The sequence below is a fragment of the Streptomyces sp. NPDC021012 genome, from assembly GCF_044333355.1.
Classification (GTDB): domain Bacteria; phylum Actinomycetota; class Actinomycetes; order Streptomycetales; family Streptomycetaceae; genus Streptomyces.
Map to the genome: position 1 here is coordinate 1 of NZ_JBIRQU010000018.1, position 11,347 is coordinate 11,347.

Consider the following 11,347-nt stretch of genomic DNA (forward strand, 5'->3'; position numbering starts at 1 on the left):
GGTTACATTCCGAACCCGGAAGCTAAGCCTTTCAGCGCCGATGGTACTGCAGGGGGGACCCTGTGGGAGAGTAGGACGCCGCCGAACAATTTTTAGCCTCAACCCCCGGACCTTGTCCGGGGGTTGAGGCATTTTTGCGTTCTACGCTGGGTCCATGCGATATGACCTGGTCATCTTCGACAACGACGGTGTGCTCGTGGACAGCGAGCCGATCTCCAACACGCTGCTGGCCGGCTATCTGACGGAGCTCGGGCACCCCACCACGTACGAGGAGTCGGTGCGGGACTACATGGGGTCCGCCATGCACCGCATTCACGAGGTGGTGGAGGAGCGGAGCGGGAAGAAGCTGCCGGAGGATTTCGACGACGTCTTCCACGCGCGGGTGTTCGCCGGGTTCCAGGCGGAGTTGGAGGCCGTGCCGGGGGCCGGGGAGGTGCTCAAGGGGCTTGCCGCGGCGGGGGTTCCGTACTGTGTGGCGTCCTCGGGGAGTCATGAGCGGATCAGGGTCGGGCACCGGAAGACCGGACTGGACGTCCATTTCAGGGACGAGATCATCTTCAGTGCCGAGGACGTGGGGCGTGGGAAGCCGTGGCCCGATCTGTTTCTGTACGCCGCGGAGCGGATGGGAGTCGCTCCTGAGCGGTGTGTGGTGATCGAGGACAGCGGGCCCGGGGTGCGGGCCGCGTTGGCCGCCGGGATGGACGTGTACGGGTTCACCGCGATGACGCCCGAGGCGAAGCTCGCCGGGGCGAAGGGCTTCTTCCGGGAGATGGACGAGCTTCCCGCGATTTTGGGGTCGTGATCCATCTACCCAGCGGTAGTTTCCGGCCGTACGCTGTGCCGCCATGACGGATGCGCGTTTGCGGCGTGGGCGGGGATCCCTGGCGGTCAGTTTCTTCGTGCAGGGGGTCACCTTCGCCCTGCTCGTGACTCGAATACCGGCCATCCAGGACCAGTACGGGATCTCGGACGGGCTGCTGCCGGCCTTTCTGGCGGCGGTTCCGATCCTGGCGGGCGTGGCGAGCGTGGTGACCGAGAAGGTCGTCGCCAGGGTGGGGCCGGCGGTGGTGCTGCGGTGGGCGCAGCCCCTCCTGCTGCTGGCGCTCCTCGCCGTGGGGCTGGGGTCCGGGCTCTGGCAGGCCGCGGTCGCGCTGGGGCTCTTCGGGTTGGTCGTGGGGGCCCTGGACGCCTCCATGAACATGCTGGGGGTGAGCCTCCAGCAGGCGTACGGGCGGAGCATCATGCTCGGTTTCCACGCCTCGTACAGCCTCGGCGGGATCGCGGGGGCCTCGCTGGCCTGGGTGGGGGCGCACTGGCACCTGTCGCTGTTCGCGTCGTACCTGCCGATGGTGGCGGTGGCGCTGCCCGTCGTGCTGGTCGGCAGCCGGTGGTACGTGGCCGGTGCGGACTCCGGGGCGACCGGGGCCGGCGCCGGGGAGGGGAGGGGGAGCGGTGTCGTCTTCAAGGTGCTGCTGCCGCTCTGCCTGGTGATGACCTTCGCGTACATCGGGGACTCGACGGTCTCCAACTGGAGTGCCAAGTACCTCCAGGACGTGCTCGGCAGCTCGGAGGAGCTGGCGACCGTGCCGTACAACGCGTACATGATGACGACGCTGCTCGGGCGGGCCGTCGGGGACTTCGGGGTGCGGCGGTTCGGGGCCGTGGTGGTCGTGCGCGCAGGGGCGGTGGTCGCGGCGCTCGGGTTCGCGGCGGTCGCGGCGGCTCCGGGTGCCTGGGCGGGGATCGCCGGGTTCACGGTGCTGGGGCTCGGGCTGAGCGTGATCGTGCCGCAGACCTTCGCGGCGGCGGGGCGGCTGTTCCCGGGGGCGAGCGACGCGGCGGTCGCGCGGCTCAATGTCTTCAACTACGTGGGGTTCCTCGTGGGGTCTCCTCTGGTGGGGGCGCTGGGGGACGCGTGGAGCTATCGGGGGGCCATGGTGGTGCCGATGGCGCTGGTCCTGGTGACGGTGGTGTACGCCACGTCGTTCGGTGAGCGAAAGGCCCGATACGGTGGCGGGCATGAGCGGCCGCGCACTGTTGATGTGGGATGAAGCTGTCACGCAGTACGACTTCGGGTCCGAGCATCCGATGGATCCGGTCCGGCTCGCGCTGACGATGTCGCTGGTCCGGGCCTACGGGCTCGACCGGGCGGTGGACGTGGTGGCGGCGAAGCCGGCGGGGGACTCGACGCTGCGGCTCGTGCACCGCGAGGACTACGTGGCGGCGGTGCGGGCGGCCTCGGCCGATCCGCGCCATGCCGATCAGGCGTACGGGCTCGGGACGGTCGACGATCCGGCGTTCGCCGGGATGCACGAGGCGTCGGCGCTGATCGCCGGGCAGTCGGTGGGCGCGGCGGAGGCGATCTGGCGGGGGGAGGCCGCGCATGCGGTGAACTTCGCGGGCGGGCTCCACCACGCGATGCCGGGGGCGGCTTCCGGGTTCTGCGTCTACAACGACGCCTCGCTCGCCATCGCCCGGCTCCTCGAACTGGGGGCGGAGCGGGTCGCGTACGTGGATGTGGACGTGCACCACGGGGACGGGGTGCAGGCGGCGTTCTGGGAGGACCCGCGGGTTCTGACCGTCTCGCTGCACGAGCATCCGCGGACGCTGTTCCCGCAGACCGGCTGGCCGGAGGAGACGGGCGCGGCGGGGGCCGGCGAGGGCGGGGCCGTGAACGTGGCGCTGCCGGCGGGGACGGGGGACGCGGGATGGCTGCGGGCCTTCCACGCGGTCGTGCCGGAGCTGCTCGCGGACTTCCGGCCGCAGGTCCTGGTGACGCAGCACGGGGCGGACACGCACTTCGAGGATCCGCTGGCGCACCTGGCGGTGTCGCTGGACGCGCAGCGGGCGGTGCAGGAGGCCTGCCACGAGCTCGCGCACGAGCACGCCGAGGGGCGCTGGCTGGCGCTCGGCGGCGGCGGGTACGCGGTGGTGGACGTCGTCCCGCGGTCGTGGACGCATCTGGTGGGGATCGCGGCGCACGCCCCGGTCGATCCGGAGTCGGTCATCCCGGCGTCCTGGCGGGACGAGGTGTACGCGCGGACCCGGCAGCCGGGGCCGATGCGGATGACGGACGGGCGGTGGCCGGTGGGCTTCCGGGGCTGGGACGAGGGGTACGACCCGGCGGACCGGCTCGACCAGGCGGTGCTCGCGACGCGGAAGGCGGCCTTCCCGCTGCGGGGGCTGCTGGCCTGAGGGAGCGGGAACGTTTTCCCGGGTGTTACGCCGACTGTGGGGTGTCCGGGAGGTTTGGATCCCCGGACGGTGGTGTTCCGGCAGCATCGGACGGGTGTTGACTACCGGGGCGCTGCGGGCGCATCTGTTGGCGGCGGGGTTGGCGGGCACGGTGGCGACCTCGCGGGAGGAGAACCTGCGGAGCTACCGGCTGTTCGCCGCGCGTGATCCGCGGGTGCTGCTCGGGCTCGACCCCGCGTGGGGGTGGGACGAGGCCGGTCTGCTGCGGCTGATGGCCGACAAGTGCGGGGTGTCGGGGGATCCGGCACACCGGTCGGGGCCGGACGTCATCGACCCGGAGCGCACGGTGCGGGGCCTGGACGCCTTCGCGGCACGCCTCGGAGCGGCGGCCGCGCGGCGGGTGCCGGTGCTCCTGGGGACGGGCCATCCGCACCGTCTGCTCGGTTTCTACGTCGCTCTCGCAGACGCCTTGTCGGCGGCGGGATGTCTTGTTCTCACCCCGGCGCAGGGGCGATGTGTCGACATAACGACCCGGTTCGGTCTACGTACGTACCTCCTCGACTACGTACGGGGGGTCGCGCTGGTACGGGAGCCCGGCCCGCCCGGGGAGGGGCGTGTGCCGGGGGCGCACTCCCATTCGCCGCTACCGGTCAGGGCCGTTCTGGAGAGCGCGGCGGAGGGTGGCGGGCCGCTGCCGGAGCTCGTGGTGGGGGACCACGGATGGGTCTGCGGGGCAGGTCAGCTGGGTATCGAGGCCATCGGTCTCGCCGATACGGATGATCCCGCGCTGTTCGTCGGCGAGGCGGAGGGGCAGGTGTCGGTGGCCGTTCCGCTTGACGACGGCGTCCGCTCCGCCTCGTACCTCCCGCTGACGCGCTATGTACTCAATCGAGCGTGTCTGTCACGGTAAACGGCCGATGGCAGCTCCTCTTCCCCACTCGTACCACACGCCCCTAGTCTGGAGAGTGAGCGCTCGACGACGAAGAGTCACCGGAGGGGAAGCCGGTGGGCGTCGCGGCGGAAGGTACAGGTGGTGGGTCATGGCTGCTGGCGATCGACCTCTCAACGAGGTCAAGTTTCTGACCGTGGCGGAAGTCGCCTCGGTGATGCGCGTGTCGAAGATGACCGTGTACCGCTTGGTGCACAGCGGTCATCTGCCGGCGATCCGGGTGGGCAGGTCCTTCCGGGTGCCGGAGCAGGCGGTTCACGAGTACCTGCGGGAGTCCTTCGTGGGGGTGGGGACCGCGTAGCGAGCGCGCGGCCTGAACGCCGGGGAAGCTCCGTGCGGCCCTCGGATTACGACGTCGGCCCTCATGCCGGTAGGCTAGGCCGACGTAGGTCGTGTGGGCCCAGACGCCCCGCACCGATCCCCGCCGGGAGGCGGGGATGTTCCGAGAAGTGAGCGAGGGTAGTCGTGGGCTCTGTTATCAAGAAGCGGCGCAAGCGGATGGCGAAGAAGAAGCACCGCAAGCTGCTTAAGCGCACGCGCGTTCAGCGTCGCAACAAGAAGTAAGGCGACAGCTGCATCGCAGCGTTCAGCGCGTCAGGCGTGGCCCTTCACCGTTCGCGGTGGAGGGCCACGCCTTTGTGCGGCCGCTTTTAACCCGAGGAAATGTCGAGGCGCTACGGTGTCGACCAACGGGAGTGACGGACGGAAGGCGCTGCTGTGGGCAAGGTCGTGCTCGTCACCGGTGCCGCCCGGCACCTGGGCGGCCGCTTCGTGCGGCGGATCCAGCGGGACCCGGAGGTGGAGCGGGTGATCGCCGTGGACGCGGTCGCCCCCGCGCACCAGCTCGGCGCCGCCGAGTTCGTCCGGGCGGACATCCGCCGGCCCGAGATCGCCAAGGTCCTCGCCGAACACGACGTCGACACGGTCGTCCACCTGGACGTCACCGGCACGGCGCTCGGCGGCGGCGGCCGGACGTCGGTCAAGGAGACCAACGTCATCGGCACCATGCAGCTCCTCGGCGCCTGCCAGAAGTCGCCGCGGATCGCGCGCCTGGTGATCAAGTCCAGTACGAGCGTCTACGGCTCCGCGCCCCGCGACCCGGCCGTCTTCACCGAGACGACGCCCGCGAAGTCCCTGCCGAGCGGCGGCTTCGCGAAGGACGCCGTCGAGGTCGAGGGATACGTCCGGGGCTTCGCCCGGCGCCGCCCGGACGTGGCGGTGTGCGTCCTGCGGTTCGCGAACATCCTCGGGCCCCGGGTCGACTCCCCGCTCGCCGAGTACCTGGCGCTGCCCGTGCTGCCGACCGTCCTCGGCTACGACCCGAGGCTGCAGTTCGTCCACGAGGACGACGTCGTCGACGTCCTGCGCCTGGCGGCCCACGAGCCCCGCAGGGCGACCCAGAACAGCGGCACGTTCAACGTGGCCGGGGACGGGGTCCTGCTGCTCTCCCAGTGCGCGCGGCGGCTCGGGCGGCCCACGGTCCCGGTGCTGCTGCCCGCCGTCACCTGGGTGGGCACCGCGCTGCGCACGGTCGGGATCACCGACTTCGCGCCCGAGCAGATCCGGCTCCTCACGCACGGCCGGGTCGTCTCGACCGTCCAGACGCGCGAGGTGTTCGGCTTCTCGCCGCGCTACTCCACGGCGGAGGCGCTCGCGGACTTCGCCCGGGGCCGGGGGCCGGGACTGCTGCCGCCCGAGCTGCTCGCCGGGGCGGTGGACCGGCTCGCCGGGCGCCTCGGCACCACTGACGCTTCCACCCTTCACCACGGCGCCTGAGGAGACCCGACTGCGATGGCGGACGCCAAGGTCATTCCGTTCGACGACGACCGCTCACGGGCCCGTCGGCGGCCCGCCAGGGCCGACGGCGAGGCGGCGGCCGTACGGGCCCTGCCGGGGGCCGAGGAGCCGCCGGAGCCCGCCCCCGCGCCCCAGGAGCCCGAGAGGCCCGCCGGCGGGAGCGACTGGGAGCGGAGGCTCGCGGGCGGGCTCGCGTTCCTGCGGCGGCGGATCACCGGCGAGTACGAGGTCGACGAGTTCGGCTACGACGAGGAGCTCACCGACCAGGTCCTGATGTCGCTGCTCCGCCCGCTGTACGAGAAGTACTTCCGGGTGGAGGTGAAGGGCATCGAGAACATCCCGGCCGAGGGCGGGGCGCTGATCGTCGCCAACCACTCCGGGACCGTGCCGCTGGACGGGCTGATGATGCAGGTCGCCGTCCACGACAACCATCCGGCCGGGCGGCACCTGCGGCTGCTCGCCGCCGACCTGGTCTTCGTCCTGCCCGTCGTCAACGAGCTGGCCCGCAAGGCCGGGCACACGCTGGCCTGCGCGGAGGACGCGGAGCGGCTGCTGCGCGCCGGCGAGATCGTCGGGGTGATGCCGGAGGGCTTCAAGGGCATCGGGAAGCCCTTCGGGGAGCGGTACAAGCTCCAGCGGTTCGGGCGGGGCGGTTTCGTCTCGACGGCGCTGCGGGCCGGGGTGCCGATCGTGCCCTGCTCGATCGTGGGCGCCGAGGAGATATACCCGATGCTCGGGAACGCCAGGACGCTGGCGCGGCTGCTCGGTTTCCCGTACTTCCCGCTCACCCCGACCTTCCCCTGGCTGGGGCCGCTCGGGGCGCTGCCGCTGCCGACGAAGTGGACGATCCAGTTCGGCGAGCCGATCCCGACGGACTCGTACGCGCCGGAGGCGGCGGAGGACCCGATGCTGATGTTCAACCTGACGGACCAGGTACGGGAGCAGATCCAGCACACGCTGTACAAGCTGCTGGTGCAGCGGCGGTCGGTGTTCTTCTGAGGATGCTCTTCCGAGTCCTCTGATACGTGAAGAAGGGGCGCCCCCCGTCCGTGGGGGCGCCCCTTCTTCTTGCTAGCGAGCGTCCTCGCTGTCGATGCCGAGGCCTGGAAGCAGGCCCGGCAGGAGTGGCGGAAGGGTCACGTCCGGCATCTTCGGGGTCGACTGGCCCTCGGTGGGGACGGTCGGTGTGCCCGTCGGGGAGGGCTTGAGCAGTCCGCCCGTGTTGCCGCCGAGGAGGCCGTCCTCCTCGGGCGAGACGGTGCCGCCGGTCGTGCTCGGGCTCGCTCCGGTGCTGGGCCCGGACGGGCGCGGCGGGGCGGAGTGGCTGCCCGAGGGGGAGGCCTGCTGGCCGGCCGGCGGGTGCTGGGTGTCCGTGCCCTGGGTGCCCTGCGGGGCGCCGGGCCTGCTGCGCGGGCCCTCGGAGCCGACCACGCCCCGCTCGGGGGTGCGGGGAAGCACCGACTGGAGCGGCTCGACGTCTTCGTCTATGGCGTCGAAGACGTCCGTCACCTCGCTGCCGACGTCCGCCAGCTGGACGGGGAGCCGGTCGCGGAGGCCGTTCCAGGTGTCCCGGTGGGCCTGGGCGAAGGAGTTGAGCCGGGCCATGGGCGCGATCTCGCCGTCCCGCTCGTACGCCTCGTGGAGCAGCCGGTGGCCCTCGGCGGCGTCGTGCTTCATCCCGCCCAGGACGCGGCGGATCTCGGCGAGGGACTCGTGGTCGAGCTCCCCGGCGCGGCCGCGCTCCATGAGGCGGCGGGCCTCGCTGAGGCGCGTGGAGGCCTGGTCGAGGTAGATGCCGCCGCGGTCCGCGTCGTCGTCCGCCATGCCCAGCTTGATGTCCTCCATGCCTCGCTTGAGCCCGTAGAGCGAGTCACCGGGGAGGGCGTCGGAGCTGGCGGCGGCCACTCCGCCGAAGGCGCCCGCCGCGACACCGACCGTGAGGCCGCCGGCGGCGAGGCCCTTGGTCCAGCGGGACCGGGGGCGCAGTTTCCGGAGCGGGGACGCCCGGTGGGCTCCCTTGCCGGCGGAGGTCCGCTGCTCCGGCACCGTAGGGCCCCCGGCGGCGCTCCCCTCCATGAGCATCGCTTCCATGGCGGCGACGAGCTGGGCTCGCTGCACCACCTTGACCTCGGGGTCGAGCTGCGGCTTCGGCAGCTCACCGAGGCCGTTCGCCAAGGCCAACAGCCGCCCCTGCTCGGCGGGTTCGGCCGGTTCCGCCGGGGCCTCGGGCTGTTCGGCCGCCGCGTCCTCGGACGCCCGGTCCTCCAGGGCCTGGGCGAAGGCGTTCGCCCGCCGGTGCGCCGATACGTTCGCGATCACTGGCGGCACCTCCTCTCGTCATGACGGTCGACTCCCCGGGGTGTCCGGAAGGTTCCACACCTTGAGCGCATCCACACGAAAGAGTGAGTGGCTGCGGACATGGCGTGACCACAGGGAGCCTGCATCCCGCACAACGAGCGGCGCGGCACTTGGGTTACGCGCGAAAGATGATCGGACCAGTGCGTCATCGAGGCGTCACCGACTGTGAGTTGGGCTGGGGTAGGGGGATGTGGGGGGAGCTGGGGGCGTGGGGGCACGGAGCGGGACGGGGGAGCGTGTGGGGGGCGCGGAGCGGTCAGCGGGCGTCGTCCGGGAGGAGGCGGGCCAGGGTGCGGACGGCCCGGTACTGGAGGGTCTTGATCGCGCCCTCGTTCTTGCCCATGACCCGGGCGGTCTCGGCGACCGAGAGGCCCTGGAGGAAGCGGAGGGTCACGCACTCCTGCTGCTGGGGGTTGAGGCGGCGGACCGCGTCGAGGAGTGCGGCGTTGGAGAGGGACTCCAGGACGGAGTCCTCCGGGCTGCGCTCGACCTCGTTGGCGTCGAGCATCTCGCCGGTGGTGACCTCCAGGCGGAAGCGGCTGGACTTGAAGTGGTCGGCGACCAGGTTCCGCGCGATGGTGACGAGCCAGGCGCCGAAGTCGCGGCCCTGCCAGGTGAAGGTGGAGATCCGGCGCAGGGCGCGCAGGAAGGTCTCGCTGGTGAGGTCCTCCGCCGTCGCCTTCCCGCCGACCCGGTAGTAGATGTAGCGGTAGACCGTGTCGCTGTACTGGTCGTACAGCCGGCCGAAGGCCTCGGCCTCGCCCGCCTGGGCGCGCTCGACGAGGTCCATCATGCGGGCGCTGTCGCTGTCCGCGGTGGGGCGGCGGGTGGTGGTCGAGGTTCCGGAACCGGAGCGGGCGCCCCGTCTGCTCACGGCTGCGCCGCCCTCGGCCAGGGCGTAGCAAGGGCCGACGGGTGCCGGTGCGGCGAAGGCGAAGGCGGGGACAGGGCCGGCGTACGCGGTGGGGACGAAGCCGCGCAAGTGGTCGAGGACCGTTGCGCGCAGCGTAGCCAGGCCCGAGGTGTCAACCCCGACGTGTGGGTACACGGGACTCCCAGAGGCAGAGCTTCCATCACGTGCAGTGCGGGACCGTTCACCCGTCGTGGCGACGTGAGGGGTCCTTTGTGCGTCTGAGGAGAATAACGCTTCGTACAGGCAGCACTACACCCAGTTGCTCAAATCACCGGTTACGTCGTTTCCGTTACTGCTTGTAGTCGCATCAAGGCGCGGTTTGTGACCGGTTGTTGATCGGTCTGCTTTCGAGTGTGATTGAGCGGGCGATGCGTTGTGCTCAAGTGCGGGACGGGTGAGTGATCCGGGCCGCTGCGGGGTAAGGAGCCCCGAATGCCCGGGAGTCGACCTGTGCGGGGCTGTTCGACCACGGACGGGTGAGCGCGCCTGGTCCGGGGTTGTCGCAGATGATCGCAGCCGAAACGTATCGGCAGGACCCTCCCGGGAGGGCCCGTCGCGTCAGTGGCGGCGGCGGTGCAGGGCGACCGCGGCGGCGGTGCCGCCGGCCAGCGCCCCCAGGCCCGCGGCGGCGGGGATGCCGACCTTGGCGGCCTTGCGGCCGGTCCGGTAGTCGCGCAGCCGCCAGTCCCGCTCCTTCGCGTGCCTGCGGAGCTTGGCGTCCGGGTTGATCGCGTACGGGTGCCCCACCAACGACAGCATCGGGATGTCGTTGTGCGAGTCGCTGTACGCCGCGCAGCGCCCCAGGTCGAGGCCCTCGGCGGCGGCGAGGGCCCGTACCGCCTCGGCCTTCGCCGGTCCGTGCAGGGGCTCGCCGACCAGCTTGCCCGTGTAGACCCCGTCGACCGACTCGGCGACCGTGCCGAGCGCGCCGGTCAGGCCGAGCCGGCGGGCGATGATCGTGGCCGTCTCGACCGGGGCGGCCGTGACCAGCCAGACCTTCTGGCCGGCGTCCAGGTGCGCCTGGGCGAGACCGCGGGTCCCGGGCCAGATGCGGTCGGCCATGTACTCGTCGTAGATCTCCTCGCCGATCGACATCAGTTCGGAGACGCGGTGGCCCTTGACGATGGACAGGGCGCTGTCGCGGGCGTCCTGCATGTGCTCGGGGTCCTCGACGCCGGCGAGCCGGAACCAGGCCTGCTGCCAGGCGAAGCGCGCGAGTTCGCGGCGCTGGAAGAACTTCCGCTTGTACAGGCCGCGACCGAAGTGGAAGATCGCGGCGCCCTGCATCACGGTGTTGTCGAGGTCGAAGAAGGCGGCGGCCCTCACGTCGCCGTGGACCGGGAATTCCGGTTCCGCGGGCGCGACTTCCTCGGCGGCGGCCTCCTCGCGCTCCTGTTCCAGCTGGAGTGAGGACTTGCGCGCCGCCTCGGCGGCGGCCTCGCCTGCCAGGACGCTGCGCGCGGTGGCGGAGCGCCTACGGGGGGTGAGCCATCCCAGAGCGGCCATGTCGTTGAGCATAGCCAGTCTGTTCGGTACTTCCCGACTTGTGAGGATGCCGGTGTGTGAACAGTGGGGTACTCCACTGTTACCCGGCGCCAGAATGGACGACATGTTCGGACGTGCGAAGAAGAAGGACGCCGCGGCGAAGAAGGATCCCGCCTCGCGGACCGTCACGCTGATCGGCAAGCCGGGATGCCATCTCTGCGACGACGCCCGCGCGGTGATCGAGGCCGTGTGCGCGGAGACCGGGGCGTCCTGGGAGGAGAAGGACATCACCCTCGACGAGGAGCTCCACCGCGCGTACTGGGAGCAGATCCCCGTCGTCCTCATTGACGGCGAGCAGCACACCTTCTGGCGCGTGGACGCCGGCCGGCTCCGGCGCGAACTGGGTGCGTGACCGAAAGCCGGTTACCATCATGGACGTTTTGTTGGGTTTCGGGGGCGGGTTCGTGAGGAGAGTGTGCGGCTTTGCCCCCTTCGGGTTCTCAACGCGCTGACACGCTCCGCGGTTCCGGGACGATACGAACCGGCCGCGTGACCCCGGTCACTTTGGGCGGACAAAACGGACACCATCTTTGTGCACGCGTTCACAAAGACATAGCCTGCATTCGACGGGGCGGTCTTGTGACGTATGG

The 11,347-nt window shown here is 71.1% G+C and carries 12 protein-coding genes and 1 rRNA gene; 10 read left to right on the forward strand and 3 right to left on the reverse strand.

Translation table 11 applies throughout. The annotated features are described in order from the left end of the window. The 9 genes from rrf to ACH4TP_RS35915 all read left to right on the forward strand — a co-directional run. A 5S ribosomal RNA gene (gene rrf, locus ACH4TP_RS35875) occupies window positions 1-87 on the forward strand; the annotation flags it as partial. A 67-nt stretch (window positions 88-154) separates the two neighbouring features. Continuing rightward, on the forward strand, window positions 155-802 hold the full coding sequence (locus tag ACH4TP_RS35880; RefSeq protein ID WP_398440244.1) for an HAD family hydrolase: 648 nt from the start codon (window positions 155-157) through the stop codon (window positions 800-802). A 43-nt stretch (window positions 803-845) separates the two neighbouring features. Then, on the forward strand, window positions 846-2,051 hold the full coding sequence (locus tag ACH4TP_RS35885) for an MFS transporter (RefSeq protein ID WP_389227283.1): 1,206 nt from the start codon (window positions 846-848) through the stop codon (window positions 2,049-2,051). Next, window positions 2,020-3,195, forward strand: coding sequence for an acetoin utilization protein AcuC (locus ACH4TP_RS35890; protein WP_398188440.1), 1,176 nt, complete (start codon window positions 2,020-2,022; stop codon window positions 3,193-3,195). Before ACH4TP_RS35885 ends, ACH4TP_RS35890 begins: the two co-directional genes overlap by 32 nt. Before the next feature lie 94 nt (window positions 3,196-3,289). Next, a complete protein-coding gene (locus ACH4TP_RS35895) occupies window positions 3,290-4,105 on the forward strand; it encodes a phosphatase (protein ID WP_398440245.1) in 816 nt (271 codons plus the stop codon). A gap of 130 nt (window positions 4,106-4,235) precedes the next feature. Further along, window positions 4,236-4,445: a helix-turn-helix domain-containing protein gene (locus ACH4TP_RS35900; RefSeq protein WP_030223786.1), complete on the forward strand. Its 210-nt coding sequence runs from the start codon at window positions 4,236-4,238 to the stop codon at window positions 4,443-4,445. 164 nt (window positions 4,446-4,609) lie between these two features. Beyond that, window positions 4,610-4,708 (forward strand): 30S ribosomal protein bS22, encoded by a 99-nt coding sequence (locus ACH4TP_RS35905; RefSeq protein WP_003948845.1) that lies wholly within the window; start codon window positions 4,610-4,612, stop codon window positions 4,706-4,708. Between the two features lie 153 nt (window positions 4,709-4,861). Then, a complete protein-coding gene (locus ACH4TP_RS35910; RefSeq protein ID WP_398188434.1) occupies window positions 4,862-5,920 on the forward strand; it encodes an NAD-dependent epimerase/dehydratase family protein in 1,059 nt (352 codons plus the stop codon). A 15-nt stretch (window positions 5,921-5,935) separates the two neighbouring features. Further along, complete coding sequence (locus tag ACH4TP_RS35915; RefSeq protein ID WP_389227294.1) at window positions 5,936-6,940, forward strand: lysophospholipid acyltransferase family protein; 1,005 nt, start codon at window positions 5,936-5,938, stop codon at window positions 6,938-6,940. Window positions 6,941-7,012: 72 nt separating this feature from the next. Here ACH4TP_RS35915 and ACH4TP_RS35920 read toward each other — a convergent pair whose 3' ends face one another. From ACH4TP_RS35920 to ACH4TP_RS35930, 3 genes are all read right to left on the reverse strand, one after another. Then, on the reverse strand, window positions 7,013-8,260 hold the full coding sequence (locus tag ACH4TP_RS35920; RefSeq protein WP_398188431.1) for a DUF5667 domain-containing protein: 1,248 nt from the start codon (window positions 8,258-8,260) through the stop codon (window positions 7,013-7,015). Between the two features lie 295 nt (window positions 8,261-8,555). Further along, the gene (locus ACH4TP_RS35925; RefSeq protein WP_388855226.1) at window positions 8,556-9,347 is read right to left on the reverse strand and encodes an ECF subfamily RNA polymerase sigma factor, BldN family; all 792 of its coding nucleotides are present in this window, start codon (window positions 9,345-9,347) and stop codon (window positions 8,556-8,558) included. 423 nt (window positions 9,348-9,770) lie between these two features. Beyond that, window positions 9,771-10,718: an HAD family hydrolase gene (locus ACH4TP_RS35930; RefSeq protein ID WP_389227300.1), complete on the reverse strand. Its 948-nt coding sequence runs from the start codon at window positions 10,716-10,718 to the stop codon at window positions 9,771-9,773. Between the two features lie 94 nt (window positions 10,719-10,812). Here ACH4TP_RS35930 and ACH4TP_RS35935 point away from each other — a divergent pair, with 94 nt between their 5' ends. Continuing rightward, on the forward strand, window positions 10,813-11,109 hold the full coding sequence (locus ACH4TP_RS35935; protein ID WP_398188427.1) for a glutaredoxin family protein: 297 nt from the start codon (window positions 10,813-10,815) through the stop codon (window positions 11,107-11,109). The last annotated feature ends 238 nt before the right edge of the window (window positions 11,110-11,347 follow it).